We start from the raw sequence: 25,345 nt of genomic DNA, 5'->3' as shown, positions 1-25,345 counted from the left end.
AGGTGGCTAACCGTCAAGTATCAGAGTATTTGGATTTCATATGTCAGGATTTCGCTGGGAAATCATTCAGGAATATGCCCCGCTGTTTATGGATGGCGCTTGGATGACAATAAAGTGCACAATTATTTGTGTGATTCTGGGCACCACCTGGGGCTTAACCCTGGGTCTGGGGCGCTTAGCACAGGCACCTCATGGTATCTGGAAGCCCGTTTTGTATTACTTTGTTCAATGGCCGGTGCGTATCTATATCAGCGCCATTCGTGGGACACCGCTTTTTGTGCAGATAATGGTGGTGCACTTTGCTCTGGTGCCGCTGTTTATCAACCCACGCGATGGCATTCTGGTCACCAATGGCATTATGTCTTCCGATTTTGCCAGAATGCTGCGCTCTGATTATGGCGCGTTTTTATCCTGTATCGTGGCTATCACACTGAATGCTGGGGCTTACGTCTCGGAGATTTTCCGGGCGGGTATTCAATCTATTGATCGCGGCCAGATGGAAGCCTCCCGCTCACTGGGTATGAGCTACGCGAAAACCATGCGCAAGGTTATCCTGCCGCAAGCTTTCCGCCGTATGCTGCCGCCACTGGGCAACAATGCAATTGCCATCGTGAAAGACTCATCACTGGCATCCGCCATTGGACTGGCGGACTTAGCCTATGCCGCGCGTACGGTTTCCGGTGCTTATGCCACTTATTGGGAACCCTACCTGGTTATTTCAGTGATTTATTGGGTTATTACATTCTTACTTTCGCTGTTAGTGCGGCATATGGAAAAGAGGTTCGGTAAAAGTGATTCACGTACATAACCTACAAAAACAATTTGGCGAAACCCATGTGCTGCGCGGAATTTCCTGCGATATACAGCCCAAAGAGGTGGTTTGTATCATCGGCCCGTCGGGTTCAGGAAAAAGTACATTTTTGCGCTGTATTAATGCGCTAGAAACTTTGTCTGGCGGTGAGATAACCGTCAATGGTTTTGAGATCCATAACCCGAAAACGGATCTTAACCGCATGCGCGAAAGTGTCGGCATGGTATTCCAACGTTTTAATCTGTTCCCCCATATGACAGTGCTGGAAAACCTGACTATGGCGCCAATGGATGTCAAAAAGCTGTCGCGCGCGCAAGCTATTGAACGGGCAGAATTGTTACTGCGTAAGGTCGGTTTATTGGACAAAATTGATGCCTATCCTAGCAGCCTGTCAGGCGGGCAACAGCAGCGAGTGGCAATTGCTCGAGCCCTGGCGATGGAGCCGAAAATCATGCTGTTCGATGAGCCAACCTCGGCGCTTGACCCGGAGCTGGTGGGGGAAGTGCTGGCGGTAATGAAAGCATTGGCTCTGGAGGGGATGACAATGGTTGTGGTCACCCATGAAATGGGTTTTGCCCGCGACGTCGCCGACCGAGTATTGTTTATTGATCAAGGGGTAATTCAGGAGGAGGGAAAACCGGAGGAGATTTTTACTGCTCCGAGTAACCCACGCACACAAGCATTCCTTAGCAAGGTGCTGTCAGCGCAGGGCTGAGCACTACAGATTGACCAGATTAAAAACTCACGCGGGCTGTTAGCAAACAGCAATTAAACAGCCCGCAGATTGCGCACTCACCAGCCGGTGAGAAATGAAAACAGCATCCAGAATAAACACACCACCGCAATCCCTGTTCCCCCTACGGTAACGAGTAGATTACCGCGCGATAGCATACTGAGCGTAATCCCGATCAAGACCGAAACCGGCATCAAGGCCAAAAAAAATGGCCAGGTATAGAGCAAGAAAAAGACGGTATTGGGGCCATAGACAAAGAATGGGATAGCAAACGCCAGCCAATAGAAAACAAAGCCAATGACACCACCGAGAAAGGAGTATGACGGCTCCTCCCGTTCCCGCTGTTCGTCAATAATAATCTGGGTGATATTCTGCATACAAATCCTGTGGGCACAGTTTAATACTGGCACGCTCTAAGGCGTTTTGCCTGTAATAATAAGGCTATAGATACCTAAGTTCATTGCAGTGACAGGTCGGCGGCAAACGAATAAATCCCGACACGCGGCTCAAGTCGGTGATTCGGGTGAATGCGCACAACTCATAACCCTGTAACGTCAACTATCAAAGGTATATTTAGGACTTGATAATAGCTCTACCACGCAGCACGTCTAACAATTGTTCAATCAAATTTGTTACTAATTGTTCACCTTGCAGATGAATATCAGGATGCTCAGGAAATTCATAAACGGAGTCAATACCGGTGAAGTTTCTCAGCTCACCGGCACGGGCTTTTTTATACAATCCTTTCGGGTCGCGAGCTTCGCAAATCTCTAGCGGCGTATCCACAAACACCTCAATAAACTGGCCTGAGGCCAGCATATCTCTGACCATTTCGCGTTCAGCACGATGTGGGGAGATAAACGCAGTTAGCACCACTAGGCCGGCATCCACCATCAATTTGGCGACTTCGCCCACCCGGCGGATATTCTCACGCCGGTCAGCATCCGAAAAACCCAAATCACGACACAAGCCATGGCGAACATTGTCGCCATCAAGTAAGTAAGTACTGACACCACGGGCAAATAGCGCCTGCTCCAGCGCGCCGGCCAAGGTCGATTTGCCTGAGCCGGATAAACCGGTAAACCACAAAACAACCCCTTGGTGCCCATGTTGCTGCTCACGATCCTTGCGGGTTACGGCATGTGGATGCCAAACAATATTCTCATCCGCCGGCACGCTATTTCCCCCCCAACAGATCACGCGCGCCCCAGTGTGGGAAGTGGCGACGAACCAGCGCATTCAGTTCTAACTCAAACGCACTGAACGCCGTGTTTTCCTGATAAACCGATTCTAGCGTTTCACGAATCAAGCCAGCACCGACGGTAACATTACTTAACCGGTCGATAAAAATCATGCCGCCGGTATCCCGATTGCGCTGATAGCTGTCCAGCACCAGCGGCTCATCAAACGCCAATTCAACCAAACCAATGCCGTTTAGCGGCAGACTTTCGACCACCCGCTGGGTTAATGAGTTAATTTCGACTTGATATTGAATTTTTTCGACGCGTGCGCGGGTCTTTTTCCCAGCAATTTTAATGTCATAGCTTTGCCCGGCCACCAGCGGTTGCTCCGCCATCCACACCACGTCCACCAGTGCGTTTTGCGCGGATTTTAGCGGGTCACTGGCATCAACCAATAAGTCACCACGGCTAATATCCACTTCATCCGCCAGTACCAATGTAATGGCTTCACCGGGGATTGCTTGGCTCAAATCGCCATCAAAGGTGACAATGCGCGCAACGGTGGATTCCACCCCCGAGGGCAACACTTTGATTTTTTGCCCGACTCGCACGATTCCAGCAGACAAAGTGCCCGCATAGCCACGGAAATCTAGATTTGGCCGATTCACATATTGTACCGGGAAGCGCAGCGGCTGCTGACGACTGGCGTTAACCACATCAACACTTTCCAATACTTCCAATAACGTCGGCCCGGAATACCAATTCATTCTCTCACTTGGTGAGGCCACATTGTCGCCATCCAGCGCTGACAGCGGGACAAATTTAATATCCAAATCAGTGGGTAACTGCTGAGCAAAACTCAGGTAATCTTCTTTAAATTGCTCAAAGACACTTTCCTGATAATCCACTAAATCCATTTTATTCACCGCTACCACTAAGTGGCGAATCCCCAATAACGTGGCGATAAAACTGTGGCGACGAGTTTGGTCCAATACCCCTTTGCGCGCATCGATCAATAAAATAGCCAGATCGCATGTCGAAGCACCGGTCGCCATGTTGCGTGTGTATTGCTCATGTCCTGGGGTATCAGCAATAATAAATTTACGTTGCTCAGTCGAGAAGTAGCGATAGGCCACATCAATGGTAATGCCCTGCTCACGTTCGGCTTGCAAGCCATCCACCAACAATGCCAGATCCAGTTTCTCGCCCTGTGTGCCAATACGCTTGCTATCAGTGTGTAGCGTTGTGAGCTGATCTTCGTAGATCTGGCGGGTATCGTGCAGCAAACGGCCAATCAGCGTGCTTTTGCCATCATCCACACTGCCACAAGTCAGAAAACGCAACATAGTTTTATGCTGCTGTGCCTGCAGGTAAGCTTCTACCCCACCTTCGTTAGCAATTTGCTGGGCAATAGATGTATTGTGTAAAATCATTGACTTACTTTCCAATGCCGGCTGATTTTCGGCCACAGATTGGTTTTGAAATTTGGTGCTCATCGGGCGCTCCTCAGAAATATCCCTGACGCTTTTTAAGCTCCATGGAGCCGGATTGATCGCGGTCGATCATGCGACCCTGGCGTTCACTGGTGGTCGAGATAAGCATCTCTTCAATAATGGCGGGCAAGGTTTCGGCCTCGGACTCCACCGCGCCCGTCAGTGGCCAGCATCCCAAGGTACGAAAACGCACCATTTTCTGAGTAATCACTTCGCCCGGCTGTAAATCAATGCGGTCGTCATCGACCATCAGCAGCATGCCATCGCGCTCCAGCACTGGGCGCGGTTTCGCCAAATACAGCGGCACAATGTCGATTTTTTCCAAGAAAATATATTGCCAGATATCCAGTTCAGTCCAATTAGACAGCGGGAACACGCGGATACTTTCGCCTTTGTTAATCTGGCCGTTGTAGTTGTGCCACAGTTCCGGGCGCTGATTTTTGGGGTCCCAGCGATGGAAACGGTCACGGAACGAATAAATGCGCTCTTTAGCGCGAGATTTCTCCTCATCACGCCGCGCCCCCCCGAAAGCGGCATCAAAACCGTATTTATTCAGCGCTTGTTTAAGGCCCTCGGTTTTCATGATATCGGTATGTTTAGCGCTGCCGTGAACAAAGGGATTTATCCCCATTGCCAGCCCCTCTGGGTTGCGATGCACCAGTAACTCACAGCCGAAGGCATTGGCCGTGCGGTCACGAAATTCGTACATTTCACGGAATTTCCAGCCGGTATCCACATGCAATAATGGGAAAGGTAAATTACCGGGGAAGAAAGCTTTGCGCGCTAAATGCAGCATCACAGAAGAGTCTTTGCCGATGGAATAGAGCATCACCGGGTTGCCGAATTCAGCGGCCACTTCACGGATGATATGGATACTCTCCGCCTCCAATTGCCGCAAATGAGTGAGTCGTTTTTCGTCCATAACAGATCCTTTATGCCAAATTCACGACTGACGGGCTGATGGCCTGTTCAGTCTGCGGTTGCTGCCCAAACCAGGCAATTTGATGATGTAAATCCACCACTTCACCGATAACCAGCAGTGCCGGTGTCGGGGCCTGATGTGCTAATGATTCCAGCTCTGCCAATGTGCCGGTCAAAACTTGCTGGTCGGTACGCGTTCCCCGCCCAATCACCGCCACTGGCGTGGTGCTGGCTCGACCATGCATTATTAATTTTCGGCTGATTTCAGCCGCTTTCACCGTGCCCATATAGATAGCCAAAGTTTGATGACCGCGCGCCAATGCCTGCCAATCCAAATCAGCACCATCAGAGCGGCAATGCCCGGTAATAAATGTCACACTTTGCGCGTGGTCACGGTGAGTCAATGGGATACCGGCATAGGCGGTTGCCCCCGCAGCGGCCGTCACCCCTGGCACCACCTGAAACGGAATGCCCGCGCACGCCACAACTTGTAGCTCTTCGCCGCCCCGGCCAAAGATAAAAGGGTCGCCCCCTTTTAGCCGCACCACCCGTTTTCCGCGCTGCGCGAAGGTGAGTAATAATTGATTGGTTTCTTCCTGCGCGACCGAATGCGCCCCGGCACGCTTGCCGACACAAATACGTTCAGCATCACGGCGCACCAAATCCAGCACTTCTGGGCTGACTAAATGGTCATAAAGCACCACATCAGCTTGTTGAATAACTTGCAGGCCACGTAAGGTCAATAAGCCAGGATCTCCTGGCCCTGCACCGACTAAGGCAACCTCGCCTTGAGTGCTGCTCTGCCCCTCCAGCGCCAATTGCAGTTCGTCTTCGGCCTGCGCCAACTGCCCACGGCTGACAAAACTGGCAAAGCGCCCACTAAAGGCGTTTTCCCAAAAACGTCGCCGCGCGCCCATTGAGGTCAACTGCTGTTTAACCCGGCCACGCCAACGCCCGGCAATAGTTGCCATCTCCGCCAAACTGCTGGGTAACAAAGCTTCCAGTTTCTCGCGCAGTAAGCGCGCCAGCACGGGTGCTTGACCAGCCGAGGAGATCGCCACCACCAGTGGGGAGCGATCGACAATTGAGGGGAAGATAAATGAACAGCGCGGTTGGTCATCAACCACATTAGCCAAAAGATGCCGCTCATCTGCCGCTGCGAAAACCGCCGCGTTTAATGCCGTGTCATCAGTCGCGGCAATCACCAGAAATACTTCATCCAACTGCTCGGGCAAGAAATCCAATGCCAGCCAGTGAATGCGGCCATCCTGATATTGTTGCTCGAGTTGTGCTGAGAGGGTCTGTGCCACTACCCGCACCTGTGCGCCTGCGCGGTGGAGTAAGTCAATTTTTCGCGCAGCAACTTCACCTCCGCCTACAACCAATACCGGGCGTCGTTTCAAGTCGGCAAAAAGAGGTAGATAGTCCACAGCATCCTTCAATTACATAATAAGCGTAGGGTGACTATAGGGGGGGGCTATGGCCTTATGAAATGACGAAAAGTAATTACAAGTTCCATAATGATATATAGGCGCAATAGTAAGGTTCCCAGCTATGTTAGCCAATTATCACTGTGAGTGATTTTCTTAGCTGCTGACATAAATATCTGCATTTTAGGAGCCATACAGATTGTCTATTAGACCTAGCGCTCCCATACTAATGACGTTATCCATACCAACAGGTATGACGCAGACTTTAACAAGGATATTTCGGTATGTTTTCCCGCCGTTGCCTAAAGTGGGCACTATTTACGCTGAGTTTAAGTACCGTCCTGCCCCTTCAGGCAGCGACATCGCCAACTACCGGTCAAATTGCTGAACAGCAAGTTCGCCATATCAGCACCTACTTTCCCGGCCGTATGGCGGGTAGCCCAGCGGAGTTGCTGGCTGCTGAGTATATCAATCATCGTTTTCAGCAAATGGGCTATCAGAGTAATTTACGTGGTTTCAATACGCGTTATCTCTATACCAGTAAAAATGGTAAGCAAAGCTGGCGGAATGTCAGTGCCACTTCAGTGATTGCTGCTCACGACGTATTGGCCAATCAACAAGATGCGGTCAGCAAAGTCGATAACTCCAAGCAGATAATCATCATGGCGCATTTTGATACCTATACCCCGCAAAGCGACCAAGATTTGGATAAAAATCTAGGTGGGCTGACGTTGCAAGGTGTTGATGACAATGCTGCGGGCGTAGGTGTGATGCTCGAGCTGGCGGAGCGCCTCAAAAATACACCGCTACGCTATGATTTGCGTTTTGTCGCACTCAGCGCCGAAGAAATCGGTGCCCAAGGAACCGAAAACTACCTGCAACGTATGAGTCCAACAGAGAAAGCTAATACTTGGTTGGTGATCAATTTGGATAATCTGATTACGGGCGATCGCCTCTATTTTACTGCCAACAATCAGCCCGCGGCCATTGCAGCCAAGGAGCAAACGCTCACATTGGCTCGTCGCTATGGCATTGCGGCCGCCACAGTAGCAGGCCAGCTCACCTCCCCGTGCCAGACTGAGAAAAATGCATTTGATGCCGCCGCAATAGCGGTGTTGTCGATAGAGGCCAGCAACTACAGTTTGGGGAATAAAGATGGCTGCCAACAGCGCGCGATCAGCAAGCATTTTCCGCAAGGAACTACCCGCCATCACAGCCAGCTGGATAACTTAAATTATCTGGATAAGTTCTTGCCTGGCCGCATCACTAAACGCACCCACGACACGGTGCAAATTATGTTGCCTTTGGTTCAAGAGTTAGCTGGCGCTAAAAAATAGTCTGGTCGCCAAAAGTAAAGGGCGCAATTAGCGCCCTTATTCGGTATCGGTCACTATCAGCCTTCATGCAAACCGCATTCACGTTTTAGGCCAAAGAAGCGCGTTTCTTCTTCACTCATGCCCGGCTCCCATTTACGGGTGGTATGGGTATCTCCCACTGAGAGATAGCCCTGTTCCCACAGTGGGTGGTAATTCAGGCCATTTTGCGTCAAATACTGGTAAACCTGCCGGTTATCCCAATCAATAATCGGCAGCACTTTGAAAATACCGCGCGCAATAGCCAAAACCGGTAACTTTGCACGGCTGCCCGATTGCTCACGCCGCAGGCCGGCTAACCAGGTTTGAGCCCCTAACGTTGCCAGAGCACGGTTCATCGGCTCAACTTTATTCAAATCATTGTACCGCTCAATCCCCTCAACGCCCTGTTCCCACAATTTGCCATAGCGGGCCTCTTGCCAGGCCGGGCTTTGCTGGGCGCGAAATACCTGCAAATTAAGCTTAAGTTTCTCCGTCAACTCATCAATAAACTGATAAGTTTCAGGGAACAGGTAACCGGTATCAGTGAGGATTACCGGGATATCAGGCCGCTGACGAGTGACCAAATGCAAACATACCGCCGCCTGAATACCAAAACTCGACGAGAGCACAAATTCACCGGGCAGGTTTTCCAGCGCCCAACTGACGCGCTCCTGCGCGGTTAAGTGCTCCAATTGCCCATTAACCAGTGCTAATGCCGCAGCTTGTTCCGCCTTTGGCAAGGCCTTTAGTTCGCTCAAATTGAATTGGCTCACACCGCCTCCTGAACATGATAAAAGTCACGGGCAGAATCAATCACCGGAGCAATAACACCGGCGCGAATCACAAAATCACCAAAACCTTCATCAGCATGGCGTTCCTTAGCCCAGCGCCCAACCAACTGATCGATAATGGCCAGAATTTCATCTTCGGTAATATTTTCACGATACATCCGCGGTATCCGCGTGCCTTCACGATTCCCCCCCAGATGCAGGTTATAGCGCCCGACGGCTTTCCCCACCAACCCAACTTCCGCCAGTAAAGCACGGCCACAACCATTCGGGCAGCCGGTGACGCGCAGGACGATATGTTCATCAGCAATACCGTGCTGTTGTAAAATCCCCTCCACCCGCGTCACAAACTCCGGCAAAAAACGTTCTGCTTCAGCCATTGCCAATGGGCAGGTGGGGAATGAAACACAGGCCATCGAATTTTCACGTTGTGGGCTGACACTGTCATCCATCAAACCATGCTCACGGGCCAGTGCCTCAATGCGGGCTTTGTCTTTTTCTGGCACTCCCGCCACAATCAGATTCTGATTAGCGGTTAAACGGAAATCACCTTGGTGGATTTTGGCGATTTCTGCCACACCGGTTTTCAGACTGCGGCCGGGGTAATCTAGCAAACGGCCATTTTCGATAAATAAGGTCAAATGCCATTTTTTGTCGACCCCCTTCACCCAGCCGATACGGTCGCCACGGCCGGTAAATTGATAAGGTCTGATGGCCGCGAAATTCACGCCAGCGCGCTGTTCAACTTCGGCTTTAAAAGCATCAACACCAACGCGCTCCAGGGTATATTTGGTTTTAGCATTCTTACGATCAGTGCGGTTGCCCCAATCACGTTGAGTCGTCACCACCGCCTCGGCAATGGCCAAAGTGTGTTGCAGTGGGATATAGCCGAATTCACTGGCTTTACGTGGGTAAGTATTCTTATCACCATGAGCGATAGATAAACCACCGCCCACCAGCACATTAAAGCCAACCAACTGACCTTTCTCCGCGACCGCAACAAAGTTAAGGTCATTGGCATGAAGATCCACATCATTTTGCGGCGGAATAACCACTGTGGTTTTAAATTTGCGCGGTAGATAAGTCGCCCCAAGGATCGGCTCCTCATCAGTGGTCGCCACTTTCTCCGCATCCAGCCAGATTTCAGCATAAGCACGAGTCCGCGGCAGCAAATGCTCAGAAATTTTCTTCGCCCATTCATAGGCTTGCTGATGCAGGACTGACTCCACCGGGTTCGAGGTGCAAAGCACATTACGGTTAACATCATTTGCGGTGGCCAGTGCATCCAAACCTAATTGATTGAGCAGCTGGTGAGCCGGTTTCACATTCCCTTTCAAAATGCCATGGAACTGGAATGTCTGGCGGTTGGTGATCCGGATGCTGCCATATAACGTGTTATCCGCGGCAAACTTATCAATGCCCAGCCACTGTTGTGGGGTGATAATTCCACCGGGCAAGCGGCAGCGCAGCATCATGGCGTGGCGCGGTTCTAACTTCTGTTCCGCGCGCTCTGCTCGGATATCACGGTCATCTTGCTGATACATACCGTGAAAACGGATCAGCAGAAAGTTATCGCCATTGAAACCGCCGGTCAGCCCATCATTGAGGTCTTGCGCAATAGTCCCGCGTAGGAAATTACTTTGTGACTTCATGCGCTCGCCGTCGGAAAGTTTTCCGGTCACGACCAGTGGCCCTGGGTGTTTTTCATTCATCAGTACACATCCCGCTGATAACGGCGCGCCAGGCGCAGCTCACTCAAATATTCATCAGCCTGCTCAGCATCCATCGCGCCGTGCAAAGCCACCACATCCAGTAAAACCTGCTCAACGTCTTTGGCCATGCGGTTGGCATCGCCACAGACGTAAATGTGGGCGCCTTGTTGGATCCAGCTCCACAGTTCTGCGCCTTGCTCGCGCAGTTTGTCTTGTACGTATATTTTATGGGCCTGATCGCGCGACCAGGCCAGATCAATGCGAGTCAGCAAGCCGTCTTTGACGTAGCGCTGCCATTCCACCTGATAGAGAAAATCTTCAGTGAAATGTGGGTTACCGAAAAGTAGCCAGTTTTTACCTGTCGCGCCGTCGGCTTCACGCTGCTGCATAAAGGCGCGGAAAGGGGCAATGCCAGTACCGGGGCCAATCATTATCACTGGGGTTTCTGGGTTAGCCGGTAAACGGAAGTTATCGTTATGTTCGATAAAGATGCGAATATCGCCATCCACTGCCAAGCGGTCAGCCAGATAACCGGAAGCGCCGCCAGTACGGGGGCGCCCCTCGATGTCATAGCGCACCACACCGACGGTGATGTGCACTTCATTTTCGGTTTCGGCTTGTGACGATGCGATGGAGTACAGGCGAGGTGTCAACGGCCGCAACAGAGCAACCAGTTGGTCGGCATTCAGGTCAGACGGTGCCTGACGCACCATATCGACAATTGGGGTATTTTTCGCATAATGTTGCAGCGCCGGTTTATCAGCCAGCAATGCAATCAATGTTTCATCGCGCGAGAGCGCGGCGTATTTATCGACAATCACCGTGGTATTTTGTGTTAGTTCAAGGTGGCTGCGCAGTGCCTGTGAAACTGGCATATCTTGCCCATCAACACTGACTGGCTCGTCGCCTTTGAGCCACAACAGCGCCAGCAACTCATCAACCAGCGCCGGGTCATTATCAAACCAAACACCCAGCGCATCTCCCGGCTGATAGCGCAGCCCAGAGTCACCTAAATCAATCTCAATATGGCGCACATCTTTTGCAGAATTGCGGCCCGTCACTTTTTGCTGCACCGATAACTGGGCAGTCAATGGCGCGGCTTTGCTATAGGGGCTGGAGGTAATTTCATCTACCGCCCCACTGGCGGTTACTGCCGCCGTCGCTGTTGATTGTGCGGGGATTTTTGCCAGTAAGGTCGCCACAACCTGTTGACGCCACTGCTGTGCTGAGTTTTGATATTCAACATCCGCATCAACTCGCGCTAATAATCGCTCCGCACCTAACTCAGCTAATTTGCTGTCAAAATCTTTACCGGCCTGGCAGAAGTGTTCATAGGAAGTATCGCCCAGACCAAATACCGCGAAGGCAGTCTCTGGTAATTTCGGGGCTTTTTTAGAGAACAAGAATTTATGCAGTGCCACCGCTTCTTCGGCGGGTTCGCCCTCACCTTGGGTGGAGGCAACTATCACCAGCAAGCGTTCTTGCGCAATTTGTTTAAACTTATAATCACCAGCATTGACTAAATTGACGCTAAGTTTGGCGGCTAGCAGGTCATCGCGTAGCTGTTCCGCCAGACGCCGGGCATTGCCGGTTTGGGAAGCGGAGATCAGGGTAATAGAGACTGGCGCAGGGGCCGCCACCGCTGGGGCAATCACCGCACCAGGTTGCTGGTTAACCCTGCCCCAAAAGTAGCCAGATAACCATGCCATTTGGGTGGGCGAAAACTCACCAACCGCCGCCTGTAAGCGGTCTAACTGCTCCGGCGATAGCGGGAGTAAAGAAGTAGGAGGAACCTGAGTCGTCATTGCAGTACGTATTCCCTTAAGCTTACGCCAGTGTCAGTCGAATATTTTCAGCATAGAATTCTTGATGTTTGTAAGGTTAACCATCCCGATAATAACAATTAAAGAAGCGATGGAAATAATAAATAACCAAAACGACTAAGCGGTTTTTCAGGTAATAGATATGAGTTAAAGTGTTCAACTTGTTAGGAAAATTTTCGCCCACGGATATTGCACCACAGATTCAATACGTCTGTATATAAATCAGTAGGCTACGTGTGGTTAAGTGGGATGTATCAGGCCAGATTGCCCGCGCCATCATGCACATTCATAGCCAGCATCAGTGCTTTCCGGTACTATGCGGCGGTTTTTCGAGTCAATAAGGTCAGGATTATGAGCACCACCCTATTTAAAGATTTTCAGTTTGAAGCCGCTCACCGGCTACCCCATGTCCCAGAGGGTCACAAATGCGGTCGTCTGCACGGTCATTCATTTATGATTCGTATCGAGGTCACGGGCGAAGTTGATGCTCACTCCGGCTGGGTGATGGATTTTGCTGATCTCAAAGCGGCATTTAAACCGGTTTGGGAACGTTTGGATCACCATTATCTGAATGATATTCCCGGGCTGGAAAATCCGACCAGTGAAGTGCTGGCTAGCTGGATTTGGCAACAGCTTAAACCGCAATTGCCGGAACTGAGTGCGGTGATGGTGAAAGAGACGTGCTCAGCGGGCTGTGTTTATCGCGGGTAAATATTTATCGCCAAAATCCTTGGCGTTGCCGCAAAACGCCAAGGATACAAGCTATTAAGCAATATTTAGATATTTATGAGTCTGCATCGACAAACGCCAATTCTTGGCAATACAGGTTTCAATACAGAGTTTGGTGGCTTCCTCTTTCTGGCTGATGGGTTGCAACGCAATAATCCGCTTTTTGTTATCTGTCAGTGTGACCAGCAGTGCTTCCAGTGCTTCGATATCGCGTAAACGCCCCACCGGATGCTTAATTTCATCTGCGCGCTGTAATGCCTGCGGCAATATTTTTAGGCCGCCGCGCATATTCACTTTTGGCGAAACCGTCACCCACGTGGCCGCTGAACACTGCACTTGGTGAGTGCCACTGGTTTCAATCTGGCAACTGTAGCCGGCGTGTTCCAGCAGTGACGTTAACGGGAATAAATCATAAATAGCGGGCTCGCCGCCGGTTATCACCACATGGCGGGCGGTATATCCTTGTTGATGAAAGATATCCAGTAATTGCTGTTCACTGGCCGCCCCCCAAGCATCACTTTCCGCAGTTTTCACCATGATGCGCTGCATATCGACTTCACGATCAGCCGCTTTTTCCCAAGTATGTTTGGTATCGCACCAACTACACCCGACGGGGCAGCCCTGCAAGCGCACGAAAATCGCCGGCACACCGGTGAAGTAACCCTCGCCCTGCAAGGTCTGGAACATTTCATTAATCGGGTACAGCATCAGTATCTCTATCATCAATTCAAAATAGTGCGTGATTATCGCAGATTCCCCAGCGGCGACCAAACAGGTAGCAGCGAAGCTACCCATTTGTTTGTATCAGGCCGTCTCGATGACACCACAAGCCATTCGAGCACCGCCGCCGCCCAGCGGCATCGGGTGGTCAGCATAATTATCCCCCCCGGCATGAATCATCAGCGCATGCTGATTTAGTTCCGCTAAAGATTTCAGGCGTGGGGCTAATACCTGATAGGTAGCGGTGCCATCAGCATTTACCACTAACCCCGGCAAATCACCCAAATGTCCTTTATCGCTATATGGCCCCAGGTGTGCCGCCGTTTTTTGCGGATCAAAATGCCCTCCGGCAGCCAGTGCTGGCACCGCTTTGCCCTCTTTCTGCCCCGGGGCGCAACTTGGATTTTCGTGCAGATGGAAACCATGAATGCCCGCGACCAGCCCGGTCAGATTTGGGGTAAACAGTAAACCATAAGGCGTCTCGCTCACGGTAACAGTGCCCAGCGCCTTGCCATTGCCGGTTGGCTGTACTTCATGCATGGTGACAGTCACTTCTGCCGCCAATACACCGCCGGAGATAAGCATCGCCGGTAACAGTAAGTATTTCAGTTTCATCAATTACCATCCTTTATGCATTATTATTGAATCATTCAACCACTCATTAAGAATAACGGCTGATGAGTTATCTGCACGGCGATAGTGCAATAGATGTGAATCGGCGGCAGATGACCAGCAAGATTCAGAAGAATCTCGAAGAAGAAAATTAAGAAAGAATAAGAAGATAGTTATCGGATGAGAAAGCCATGACATAAAAAAACCCGCCGAAGCGGGTTTTCAATCAACTTAAATCAAAGCTAAGGTACAGTAATTACTGGCCTTTAACTTCTTTCAGACCGTTGAATGGTGCGCGGTCACCCAGCGCTTCTTCGATACGAATAAGCTGGTTGTATTTAGCAACACGGTCAGAGCGGCTCATAGAACCAGTTTTGATTTGGCCCGCTGCAGTACCAACTGCTAGGTCGGCAATGGTCGCATCTTCGGTTTCGCCTGAACGGTGAGAGATAACCGCAGTGTAACCGGCATCTTTTGCCATCTTGATAGCCGCCAGAGTTTCGGTCAGAGAACCGATCTGGTTGAATTTAATCAGGATAGAGTTAGCGATGCCTTTTTCGATACCTTCTTTCAGGATCTTGGTGTTGGTAACGAACAGGTCATCGCCAACCAACTGGATTTTGTCGCCCAGAACTTCGGTCTGGTATTTGAAGCCAGCCCAGTCAGATTCGTCCAGACCATCTTCGATAGACACAATTGGGTACTGTTTGGTCAGATCTTCCAAGAAGTGAGTGAACTCTTCAGAAGTGAAAGCTTTGTTGCCTTCGCCAGCCAGAACATATTTGCCATCTTTATAGAATTCAGATGCAGCACAGTCCATCGCCAGAGTCACGTCTTTGCCCAACTCGTAACCTGCCTGTTTTACCGCTTCAGCGATAACAGCCAGTGCTTCGGCGTTAGAACCCAGATTTGGCGCATAGCCACCTTCGTCGCCTACCGCAGTGCTCATACCTTTAGCTTTCAGAACTTTCGCCAAAGTATGGAACACTTCAGAACCGATGCGAACTGCTTCTTTCAGAGTTTTTGCGCCAACCGGCTGAATCATAAACTCTTGAATATCAACGTTGTTATCAGCATGCTCACCGCCGTTGATGATGTTCATCATTGGCAATGGCATAGAGAATTTGCCTGGGGTGCCGTTCAGTTCAGCGATGTGCTCATACAAAGGCATGCCTTTAGATGCTGCTGCTGCTTTCGCTGCTGCCAGAGAAACAGCCAGGATGGCGTTAGCACCAAACTGGGATTTGTTCTCAGTACCGTCCAAATCGATCATGATTTTATCGATGTTAGCCTGGTCTTTGGCATCTTTGCCCAAAACTGCCTGAGCAATAGGGCCATTTACTGCTGCAACGGCTTTCAGAACGCCTTTGCCCAGGAAACGAGATTTGTCACCGTCACGCAGTTCCAGTGCTTCACGGGAACCGGTAGAAGCACCTGATGGTGCCGCAGCCAAACCAACAAAACCGCCTTCCAGATGAACTTCGGCTTCTACAGTTGGATTACCACGGGAGTCGATGATTTCGCGACCGATGACTTTAACAATTTTGGACATTAGATTTTCCTCAGTACAAGTTAAACTAAAACTCCAGACAGAGGGGGCGACATCTCTGCCGCCCCTTCTACCAAATATTTTATTTCACTTGGCGCTTCTGATACTCACCAGCCGCTTTCACAAAGCCGGCAAACAACGGGTGACCATCACGTGGCGTCGAAGTAAATTCTGGATGGAACTGACAAGCCACAAACCATGGGTGGTTTGGCAACTCGATAATTTCCACCAGTTTGTTATCCGCAGAACGCCCTGCTACACGTAATCCAGCGGCTTCAATCTGCTTCAACAACATGTTGTTGACTTCATAGCGATGACGATGGCGCTCAACGATGGTAGGTTCGCCATACATCTGACGGACCAAACTACCTTCGGTCAGGTGACATTGCTGCCCACCCACACGCATGGTACCGCCCAAATCGCTTTCTTCCGTACGCACTTCAACGTTGCCGTCTTCATCACGCCATTCGGTGATTAATGCAACCACCGGATACTTACAGTCTGGCACAAATTCTGTGGAGTTCGCGTTTTCCATCCCCGCAACATTGCGGGCAAACTCCATCAGTGCCACCTGCATCCCTAAGCAAATACCCAAATAAGGAATATTGTGTTCACGAGCATAACGCGCTGCCAGAACCTTACCCTCTACACCACGGTAACCGAAACCACCTGGAATGAGGATAGCATCCAATCCTTTCAGCATCTCTTCGCCGCGCGTCTCCACATCCTGCGAATCAATCAGCTTGATATTCACCGTCAGGCGATTTTTCAACCCACCGTGTTTCAAGGCTTCAATCACAGATTTATAGGCATCCGGCAATTCTACATATTTGCCAATCATCCCAATGGTCACTTCACCACCTGGATTTGACTCTTCGTATATTACCTGTTCCCACTCGGCAAGATTTGCTTCAGGACAAGTTAAGCTGAATCGTTTACAAATATAATCGTCAAGACCCTGTGATTTCAATAGGCCCGGGATTTTATAAATGGAATCAACATCTTTTAGTGAGATAACGGCTTTTTCTGGCACATTACAGAATAATGCGATTTTAGCGCGCTCATTAGCCGGAACCGCTCGGTCAGAACGGCAAATCAGCACATCTGGCTGAATACCGATAGAAAGCAGCTCTTTTACCGAATGTTGTGTTGGCTTAGTTTTCACTTCGCCAGCCGCTGCCAGGTAAGGAACCAATGTCAGGTGCATATAGAGTGTATGCTCACGACCAACATCAACTGCCATCTGACGAATAGCCTCCAGGAATGGCAAGGATTCAATATCACCGACAGTACCACCAATTTCAACTAATACGACATCGTGGCCTTCGCCGCCCTCGATGATGCGTTCTTTAATAGCATTGGTGATATGAGGAATAACCTGGATAGTCGCACCCAGATAGTCGCCGCGACGTTCTTTGCGCAGGACTTCAGAGTAGATACGGCCAGTTGTGAAGTTGTTACGACGGGTCATTTTGGTGCGAATGAAGCGCTCGTAATGCCCTAAATCCAGATCGGTTTCAGCACCATCTTCGGTGACGAAAACTTCCCCGTGTTGTGTCGGGCTCATGGTGCCCGGATCCACGTTGATGTACGGGTCCAGTTTCATGATGGTAACGTTGAGGCCACGGGCTTCAAGTATAGCCGCCAGAGAGGCTGCGGCAATGCCTTTACCCAGAGAGGATACGACCCCGCCGGTCACAAATATATAATTAGTTGTCATGCTGAACCTGAGAGTTTAGGTTTAAAGACGATGGAAGAACCAAGACGGGAAAGTAGTATACCCGAACCTTGGTTTCGCTACAAACTATCTCCGCATCGGTGGCCGTTTTCACCGTATTTACCCCGCGGAACATCGCCCTGCTATCCGTTATAATTCAATATATTAACGCAATTAAAATTCAACAACCATCGGTCAAATGAATTAAAACACCTTACATTTCAGTTTCTTGCTTTTTAACTTGCTGCCAGGCAGATTCCATCTCATCGAGTGTCGCACTCTCCATCGTCTTGCCTGAGGCTGTAACTATTTGTTCTACTTGACGAAAACGACGTTCAAATTTACGGTTTGCCGCCTGTAACGCATTTTCAGCTTTGTGGCCTAAATGACGAGATAAGTTCACCGTGGCAAACAGCAAATCGCCAATTTCCTCGCCCAATTTCTCTTCATCCACCACCGCTTGCCGCGCTTCGAACATAACCTCATCAATCTCTTCGTAGACTTTGTCTAACACTGGCCCCAATGTGTCCCAGTCAAAACCGACAGATGCACAGCGCTTTTGGATTTTATGGGCTTTCATCAAGGCTGGCAGTGCATCAGGAATATCATCCAATGCCGAATACAAGGCTTTTTCCGCCCTTTCCTCGGCTTTACGTGATTCCCACCCCGCCAATGCGGCCTCACTGCCCATTATAGCGTCTGTGACGTTGGGTGGCGCATCAGGGAACACATGTGGATGGCGGCGTACCAACTTATCGCTAATAGCATGACAAACATCATCAAAGGCAAATAACCCTTGCTCCTGCCCCATCTGCGCATAAAACACCACTTGGAACAGTAAATCACCCAATTCATCACGAAGATCGTCGAAATCCTTGCGCTGAATCGCGTCAAGCACTTCGTAAGTTTCTTCGAGTGTATAAGGCGCGATGGTGGCAAACGTCTGCTTACGATCCCACGGACAGCCGTGTTCGGGGTCACGCAAGATGCGCATAATATCCAGCAAACGTTGTAGTGCTAAAGCGGTGGTACCAGGGGAAGTCACTGATTGGGTCATTACTATTTATCACTTTTGTTATTTTGCACAATATCAGCGAAAAGGATAGGCAGAAGAGTAAAGTGTCCGCGCCACGGATGGCGCGGCTCAAGCCCCCCAAGGATGGGTTTACGGCGTCTTTACGATCTGCCTATTCTCTCCGCCTCAGATACATTATTTATCAATATGGCAAAGAGCAGTAGCCGTTTAAAGATCACTAATTGCCGTGGAGCCGACGGGCGTCGATAACATCCGGCAACTGATTCAGCTTAGCCAGCACCCTGCCCAGCACCTGCAAATTGTAGATCTCGATATCCATGTCGATGGTCGCCAGCATCTTTTTGGTATCACTGCGGCTGGCAACGCCCAACACATTGACCTTTTCATTCGCCAAAATGGTGGTGATATCGCGCAACAGACCACTGCGGTCATTGGCGCTCACTCGCACCACCAGCGAATAGCCACTGGAATAACTTTCGCCCCACACTGCATCAACAATTCGCTCAGGAGCATGAGATTGTAATTCAGTTAATTGCTCACAATCAGCACGATGAATGGAAATGCCCCGGCCTTGGGTGATAAAACCAATAATCTCATCACCAGGGATTGGCTGGCAGCAACGAGCAATATGGTGCATCAGATTGCCAACACCTTCGACCACAATGCGCCCGCTATCTTTGCTGGCATTGCGCGGCGCGGGCTGATGTTTGCTATTCAGATGGCGTAAAGCTTCTAAATCAGCTTCTTCCGCAGTGGGTTTATTGAGTTTCCCTTGCAGGAAGTTGACCATCTGATTGAGCCGAATATCACCGCCACCAATAGCCGCCAACACTTCATCCATAGAATTCATGTTATAGCGCGGCACCAGCAGCTTCTCCGCCTCTTTCAGGCTGATATCCATGTGCTCCAGCTCATCATCCAACATCTGCCGGCCAGCAAGAATATTCTTGTCTCTATCTTGTTTTCTAAACCAGTTATGAATCTTAGAGCGCCCACGGCTGGTGGTGACATAACCGAGGTTCGGATTCAGCCAGTCACGGCTCGGGTTAGGCTGTTTCTGGGTGATGATTTCAATCTGATCCCCCATCTGTAGCTGATAAGTAAACGGCACTATTCGGCCACTGATTTTGGCCCCAATACAGCGGTGCCCGACATCACTGTGGATATGATAAGCAAAGTCCAGCGGGGTTGAACCGGCTGGCAAATCAATCACATCGCCTTTCGGAGTAAACACATACACCCGGTCGTCAAACACTTGACTGCGCACTTCATCCAGCATTTCGCCGGAATCGGCCATCTCTTCCTGCCAGGCAATCAGTTTGCGTAGCCAAGCAATCCGCCCTTCATAACCAGAGCGGCCTGCAGCCACAGCACCTTCTTTGTATTTCCAATGCGCCGCCACCCCCAGTTCAGCATCTTCATGCATCTGGCGGGTACGAATTTGAATTTCGAGCGTTTTACCACGCGGCCCCAGCACTACCGTATGGATCGACTGATAACCATTTGGTTTAGGGTTAGCAACATAGTCGTCAAATTCATCAGGTAAATGACGGAAATGGGTATGAACAATCCCCAGCGCGGCGTAGCAATCTTGTAAGCGCTCCACCACCACCCGCACAGCGCGCACATCAAACAGTTCATCAAAGGCCAGCGACTTCTTCTGCATTTTGCGCCAGATACTGTAGATATGCTTGGGGCGACCATAAATGTCGGCTTTGATACCTTCATCGGCCATGGCTTTACGTAACGACGCGACAAAATCATCAATAAATTGCTCACGATCGATACGCCGCTCGTGCAGTAATTTAGCGATTTGCTTATATTCATCGGGGTGCAGATAGCGAAAACAGAAGTCTTCCAGCTCCCACTTAATCTGGCCGATACCTAGGCGGTTCGCCAGTGGCGCGTAAATATTGGAACACTCTTTGGCCGCCAGCACGCGCTCATCTTCCGGCGCATCTTTCACTTCACGCAAATGCGCAATGCGCTCAGCCAACTTAATGACTACACAGCGGAAATCCTCCACCATCGCCAATAACATACGGCGCACATTGTCCACTTGCTCGGAGCTCATGGAGTCATTGTGGGTGGCTTTCAACTGACGGATGGCGTCCATATCGCGCACGCCATGTACCAGATAAGTAATACTTTTGCCGAATTGCTCAGTCAACGTGGCTTCATCCACCACATTGGCATCCACCAGCGGGAACAGCAGCGCGGCCCGCATACTGTCATTATCCATGCTCAGGGTGGAAAGAATTTCAACCATTTCAAGGCCACGCCACAGCAACAATGAGGCATCGGGATGGTTTTGCGTCTGCTGCTCACAGTACCGCCAGGTTTCGGCTAAACGCTCACCAGATTGCGGATTAGGAAGCCCCAAACTGGCGATCCAATCGTCGAGAGCAAACTCGCCCGCTGGATTCAAATGTGCACTTCGTACCGCAACCATAACTTCTCCCTACTTTGCGACCCCTGGCTCCTGCATGAACAGCGCCATAGATTCAAGATGCCCAGTGTGGGGAAACATATCCAACATCCGCACCTGAGCAAGACGGTAACCGGCGGCTAACAACACCTGACTATCTCGTGCCAGCGTGGTGGGGTTACACGAAACATACACCACCCGCTTTGGCGCCAGTTTGACTATGTGTGACATCACCCCGGCAGCACCAGCGCGGGCGGGGTCTAACAATACTTTATCGAATCCTTGTGTTGCCCACGGCTGACAACTGATGTCAGATTCCAGATTTTCGTGAAAAAAGGACACATTGGGCAATGCGTTATTCAGTGCATTATACTGCCCATTCGCTACCAGCGCCGCAACTCCTTCCACACCAACCACCTCGCGGGCAAACTTGGCTAACGGCAAGGTAAAATTGCCCATACCGCAGAACAGATCCAGCACTCGCTCATCCGGCTGCACATCCAACCAAACTATAGCTTGAGCTACCATTTGCTGGTTGACGACATCATTGACTTGAATAAAATCTCGCGGATGAAACGCTAAGCGTAGACCCTCAATTTGGTAATAGGGTTCCTCACCAATAAGTTTTTCCAAGCTCTCGCTATCACCGGCCAGATAGACGGTTATTTGCTCTCGCTGAGCAAAGTCAGTTAACGCCGCGCGGTCTACCTCTTTAAGGGTATCAAGGTGACGTAACACCAGCAACGGCCCATTATCAGCCAATACCAGCTCCACATGCCCCAAACGGCGCACGGCCTGCAAAGCTGATAAACAGTGATAAAGCGGCTGTAACAAGCGCTCTAACTCAGGCCGCAGAACTGGGCAATGTTTTACACTCACTAAATCATGGGATTCGTTTTGATGAAACCCCATTTGTAATCGCTGCTGCTTTGGCTGATAGAGCAGCCCAAATCTCGCCCGCCGCCGATAGCCGTATTGCGGCCCACTAATAACCGGGTCTAACTCAGGGCAGCTTCCCGTCTCCCGGATTATCAAACGCCGCAGTGAATCTGCCTTGCTCATCTGTTGTAGCTGGCTATTGGCGTGTTGCTGCTGACAGCCTCCACAAATTCCAAAGTGAGGGCAAGCAGGAGCGGCTCTTTCACTGCATCGGTTCAACAAACGTTTAAGTTTACCACGGCTATATTGGCGCTTTTGCTCAGTAAGCTCAATTTCAGCTTGCTCCCCCGGCAGAGCGCCAGGAATAAAGATGGCTTTGCCGTTGTGGCGCGCAACCCCCTGACCAAAAGGGTCAAGCGAGTTTACTGTCACAGTTAGCGTTTGTTTGGTCGTCACACGTCGGTTTGCAGAGTAGAATTGCGCCATATTGATTGATCAAGCATCGGTTTCGTAAGCTGCTAATTCTCCCACATTGGAATACCATGACCAAATACAGTCTTCGCGCGCGCATGATGATTTTAATCCTGGCCCCCACGCTGCTCCTTGGGCTGTTACTGAGTACGTCCTTTATGGTCAATCGTTATAATGAATTGCAAAAACAATTAGTTAGCGCCGGCACCAATATTATTGAGCCGCTGGCTGTTGCCAGTGAGTACGGAATGACCTTTCGCAATCGTGACACTGTTCGTCAGCTGATTAATCTACTCCATCGCCGCCACTCAAATATTGTTCGGTCAATATCCGTTTTCGACGCAGATAATAATCTTTTTGTCACATCCAACTATAATTACAATTCCTCACAATTAAGATTGCCGAAAAGTGACGCCATTCCCCGCTCCCTGATGCTTTCCTATCGCGGCGACTCTTTAATTCTGCGAATGCCTATTGTGTCAGAATCTAATTTGTCCAGTGACCGCGCCTCGGATTCCGATATCACAAATCGGCCATTGGGCTATATCGCCATGGATTTGGATTTACAGTCAGTGCGCTTGCAGCAATATAAAGAGATTTTCATTTCAACGCTGTTGCTGTTGTTCTGTATGTGTGTGGCAATTTTATTTGCATATCGTCTGATGCGCGATGTTACCGGCCCCATTCGTAACATGGTAAATGCCGTCGACCGTATTCGCCGTGGGCAATTAGACAGCCGGGTTGAGGGGCATATGCTCGGTGAATTGAACATTCTTAAGAATGGCATCAATTCCATGGCGATGTCACTCGCGGCCTATCATGAAGAGATGCAGCAAAATATCGACCAAGCCACATCAGACTTGCGCGAAACATTGGAACAAATGGAAATCCAGAACGTCGAATTGGGGTTAGCGAAAAAACGTGCGCAAGAAGCCGCACGAATTAAATCTGAATTTCTGGCCAATATGTCCCATGAGCTACGAACGCCACTCAATGGGGTCATTGGCTTTACCCGCCAAACGCTGAAAACATCACTGACACCGACACAAACTGACTATCTGCAAACTATTCAGCGTTCCGCTAACAATCTGTTATGCATCATTAATGATGTGCTGGATTTCTCCAAGTTAGAGGCCGAAAAACTGGTTCTCGAGCATATCCCGTTTCCACTGCGCGGGGCGCTGGATGAAGTGGTTATTCTGCTGGCGCACACCGCACATGAAAAAGGCCTGGAACTGACTCTGCATGTGAATAATGATGTTCCAGAACAAGTGATTGGTGATGCCATGCGTTTGCAGCAAATAGTCACCAACTTGCTGGGTAATGCGATTAAATTCACCGAACAGGGCAATATTGATATTTTGGTGGCGGTGCAGACCAAAACCGCACAGCAGATCACTCTGGTGGTAGAAATTCATGATACTGGCATTGGCATTTCCGAATCCCAACAAGCACAGTTGTTCCAGGCATTTCGTCAGGCGGATGCCAGTATTTCACGTCGCCACGGCGGCACGGGGCTGGGGCTGGTAATAACCGAAAGATTAGTGAAAGAAATGGGGGGCGATATCAGCTTCCACAGCCAAGTCGATCGTGGCTCGACTTTCAGATTCCACCTGACGTTGGATCTTAATGAGGCTATTCCCTATCGCCACCCAGATATGCCGCATTTGGCAGGGAAAACATTGGCATATATTGAACGTAATGCCGCTGCGGCGAGAGCAACACTGGATATTCTCAGCATCACACCGTTGAAGGTGACTCATAGCCCAACATTAGCTCAATTACCGATACAGCATTATGATTTCCTGCTGGTTGGGGTGCCTATTCCGTACCGCAATAATATGGCTGTTCATCAGGATAAACTGATAGCAGCCCTGAAGATTTCCGAGCAAGTTATTTTGGCGCTACCGAGTCAATCACAGGTGGAAGCGGAGCAACTTAAACAAATCGGCGCCAAAGCATGCCTGGTTAAGCCCATATCCGCTAATCGATTAGTCCCATTATTATCTTGTAAAGCAGCGCCTGATGAATTGCCGCTAGGCGAACAAACTCACAAGTTACCAAAACTGCCGTTCAAAGTGATGGCAGTTGATGACAACCCGGCTAACTTGAAATTAATCGGTACGTTGCTGGAAGAACAGGTTGAAGAAACGGTGTTATGTGACAGTGGCGCGAAGGCCATCGCCTATGCTCGTGAAAACACCTTGGACATCATTTTAATGGATATCCAAATGCCGGAAATCGACGGCATCCGCGCCAGCGAAGTTATTCACCAGATGTCGCATCATCAGGACACTCCGATTATTGCCGTCACTGCACACGCCGTTAGGGGGCAGCAAGAACAATTATTGAAATTAGGCATGGCCGATTATCTAGCGAAACCTATTGATGAAGCTCGGCTGATACAAGCTCTTTCGCGTTATCAACCTGATTGTGACTCACAAACGCCCACTGAACCCGAGATTCCGTCAATTTCACCATCTGAATGTGAAGGCGCAATAGACTGGCCGCTGGCAGTAAGACAAGCGGCCAATAAAGAGTCGCTGGCCAAAGATCTGTTGGCCATGTTATTAGAGTTCACGCCCCAAGTGACAAAGCGCGTGCAGGCGATTCTGGCCGGTAGCCATGATGATGATATTCTGAGTCTAATTCATAAATTCCATGGCAGCTGCGCATGCAGCGGTGTCCCACGGCTGAAGCAAATGTGTATGACGATTGAACAGCAATTACGCCAACAAGCTGATTTACAAGACTTGCAACCCGAATGGCTTGAATTGCTAGATGAAATAGAAAACGTCCGCTTTGCCGCACGAAGTTATTTAGGCGTAGCCTGATAACCCTGCCGCCTCTGGCAGAAATAAAAAAGGGCACACCGATTATCGGCCGTGCCCTTTTTGAGATATTTACCCTTTTACTGCTTAGCTATAATGTTACTGTATAAATAACAGCCACTGTAT

At 50.0% G+C, this 25,345-nt stretch carries 20 protein-coding genes; 5 read left to right on the top strand and 15 right to left on the bottom strand.

Annotation, left to right across the window (positions count from 1 at the left end):
* The first annotated feature begins 40 nt into the window (after positions 1–40).
* On the top strand, positions 41–808 hold the full coding sequence (locus D5F51_RS04650) for an amino acid ABC transporter permease (protein WP_025379435.1): 768 nt from the start codon (positions 41–43) through the stop codon (positions 806–808).
* Entirely contained in the window at positions 792–1,526 is a 735-nt protein-coding gene (locus D5F51_RS04645) for an amino acid ABC transporter ATP-binding protein (protein WP_129195742.1), read from the top strand. The genes D5F51_RS04650 and D5F51_RS04645 overlap by 17 nt, the downstream gene beginning before the upstream one ends.
* A 77-nt stretch (positions 1,527–1,603) precedes the next feature.
* On the opposite strand, the gene D5F51_RS04640 is transcribed toward D5F51_RS04645, so the two are convergent.
* From D5F51_RS04640 to cysG, 5 genes are all read right to left on the bottom strand, one after another.
* Positions 1,604–1,921 carry a DUF3561 family protein gene (locus D5F51_RS04640; RefSeq protein WP_087768645.1) on the bottom strand — a complete coding sequence of 106 codons (318 nt, stop codon included), beginning with the start codon at positions 1,919–1,921 and terminating at the stop codon, positions 1,604–1,606.
* Between the two features lie 196 nt (positions 1,922–2,117).
* Positions 2,118–2,783, bottom strand: a complete 666-nt coding sequence (gene cysC, locus D5F51_RS04635; RefSeq protein WP_167480521.1) for an adenylyl-sulfate kinase — start codon at positions 2,781–2,783, stop codon at positions 2,118–2,120.
* Positions 2,722–4,221, bottom strand: a complete 1,500-nt coding sequence (gene cysN, locus D5F51_RS04630) for a sulfate adenylyltransferase subunit CysN (protein WP_162301685.1) — start codon at positions 4,219–4,221, stop codon at positions 2,722–2,724. The genes cysC and cysN overlap by 62 nt, the downstream gene beginning before the upstream one ends.
* A 10-nt stretch (positions 4,222–4,231) precedes the next feature.
* Positions 4,232–5,140, bottom strand: coding sequence for a sulfate adenylyltransferase subunit CysD (gene cysD / locus D5F51_RS04625; RefSeq protein WP_025379439.1), 909 nt, complete (start codon positions 5,138–5,140; stop codon positions 4,232–4,234).
* 10 nt (positions 5,141–5,150) lie between these two features.
* Complete coding sequence (cysG, locus tag D5F51_RS04620; protein WP_129195740.1) at positions 5,151–6,569, bottom strand: siroheme synthase CysG; 1,419 nt, start codon at positions 6,567–6,569, stop codon at positions 5,151–5,153.
* 284 nt (positions 6,570–6,853) lie between these two features.
* Between cysG and D5F51_RS04615 the strand changes: the two genes are divergently transcribed.
* Positions 6,854–7,906: an aminopeptidase gene (locus D5F51_RS04615; protein ID WP_129195739.1), complete on the top strand. Its 1,053-nt coding sequence runs from the start codon at positions 6,854–6,856 to the stop codon at positions 7,904–7,906.
* Between the two features lie 56 nt (positions 7,907–7,962).
* On the opposite strand, the gene D5F51_RS04610 is transcribed toward D5F51_RS04615, so the two are convergent.
* The 3 genes from D5F51_RS04610 to cysJ are packed head-to-tail and all read right to left on the bottom strand — an operon-like array spanning position 7,963 to position 12,229.
* The gene (locus D5F51_RS04610) at positions 7,963–8,697 is read right to left on the bottom strand and encodes a phosphoadenylyl-sulfate reductase (RefSeq protein WP_129195738.1); all 735 of its coding nucleotides are present in this window, start codon (positions 8,695–8,697) and stop codon (positions 7,963–7,965) included.
* Complete coding sequence (gene cysI, locus D5F51_RS04605) at positions 8,694–10,424, bottom strand: assimilatory sulfite reductase (NADPH) hemoprotein subunit (protein ID WP_087768643.1); 1,731 nt, start codon at positions 10,422–10,424, stop codon at positions 8,694–8,696. Before cysI ends, D5F51_RS04610 begins: the two co-directional genes overlap by 4 nt.
* A complete protein-coding gene (gene cysJ / locus D5F51_RS04600) occupies positions 10,424–12,229 on the bottom strand; it encodes an NADPH-dependent assimilatory sulfite reductase flavoprotein subunit (RefSeq protein ID WP_129195737.1) in 1,806 nt (601 codons plus the stop codon). Before cysJ ends, cysI begins: the two co-directional genes overlap by 1 nt.
* Before the next feature lie 369 nt (positions 12,230–12,598).
* On the opposite strand from cysJ, the gene queD reads away from it, so the two are divergent.
* Positions 12,599–12,958 carry a 6-carboxytetrahydropterin synthase QueD gene (gene queD, locus D5F51_RS04595; RefSeq protein WP_025379445.1) on the top strand — a complete coding sequence of 120 codons (360 nt, stop codon included), beginning with the start codon at positions 12,599–12,601 and terminating at the stop codon, positions 12,956–12,958.
* 54 nt (positions 12,959–13,012) lie between these two features.
* On the opposite strand, the gene queE is transcribed toward queD, so the two are convergent.
* The 7 genes from queE to rlmD form a co-directional block, all read right to left on the bottom strand.
* Entirely contained in the window at positions 13,013–13,684 is a 672-nt protein-coding gene (gene queE, locus D5F51_RS04590; RefSeq protein WP_129199190.1) for a 7-carboxy-7-deazaguanine synthase QueE, read from the bottom strand.
* 96 nt (positions 13,685–13,780) lie between these two features.
* Positions 13,781–14,311: a superoxide dismutase family protein gene (sodC, locus tag D5F51_RS04585; protein ID WP_129195736.1), complete on the bottom strand. Its 531-nt coding sequence runs from the start codon at positions 14,309–14,311 to the stop codon at positions 13,781–13,783.
* A 253-nt stretch (positions 14,312–14,564) separates the two neighbouring features.
* Complete coding sequence (eno, locus tag D5F51_RS04580; protein ID WP_025379448.1) at positions 14,565–15,860, bottom strand: phosphopyruvate hydratase; 1,296 nt, start codon at positions 15,858–15,860, stop codon at positions 14,565–14,567.
* Positions 15,861–15,939: 79 nt separating this feature from the next.
* On the bottom strand, positions 15,940–17,577 hold the full coding sequence (gene pyrG / locus D5F51_RS04575; RefSeq protein WP_025379449.1) for a glutamine hydrolyzing CTP synthase: 1,638 nt from the start codon (positions 17,575–17,577) through the stop codon (positions 15,940–15,942).
* Between the two features lie 211 nt (positions 17,578–17,788).
* Positions 17,789–18,631: a nucleoside triphosphate pyrophosphohydrolase gene (gene mazG, locus D5F51_RS04570; RefSeq protein WP_129195735.1), complete on the bottom strand. Its 843-nt coding sequence runs from the start codon at positions 18,629–18,631 to the stop codon at positions 17,789–17,791.
* 196 nt (positions 18,632–18,827) lie between these two features.
* Positions 18,828–21,062 (bottom strand): GTP diphosphokinase, encoded by a 2,235-nt coding sequence (gene relA / locus D5F51_RS04565; RefSeq protein WP_025379451.1) that lies wholly within the window; start codon positions 21,060–21,062, stop codon positions 18,828–18,830.
* Between the two features lie 9 nt (positions 21,063–21,071).
* Positions 21,072–22,403: a 23S rRNA (uracil(1939)-C(5))-methyltransferase RlmD gene (rlmD, locus tag D5F51_RS04560; protein ID WP_129195734.1), complete on the bottom strand. Its 1,332-nt coding sequence runs from the start codon at positions 22,401–22,403 to the stop codon at positions 21,072–21,074.
* 56 nt (positions 22,404–22,459) lie between these two features.
* Here rlmD and barA point away from each other — a divergent pair, with 56 nt between their 5' ends.
* Complete coding sequence (gene barA / locus D5F51_RS04555; protein WP_129195733.1) at positions 22,460–25,222, top strand: two-component sensor histidine kinase BarA; 2,763 nt, start codon at positions 22,460–22,462, stop codon at positions 25,220–25,222.
* Positions 25,223–25,345: the final 123 nt, after the last annotated feature.

It is taken from the genome of Yersinia hibernica, from assembly GCF_004124235.1.
GTDB lineage: Bacteria > Pseudomonadota > Gammaproteobacteria > Enterobacterales > Enterobacteriaceae > Yersinia > Yersinia hibernica.
Note: the sequence above shows the minus strand (reverse complement) of the source record. Positions and strands in the feature narration are given on the sequence as shown.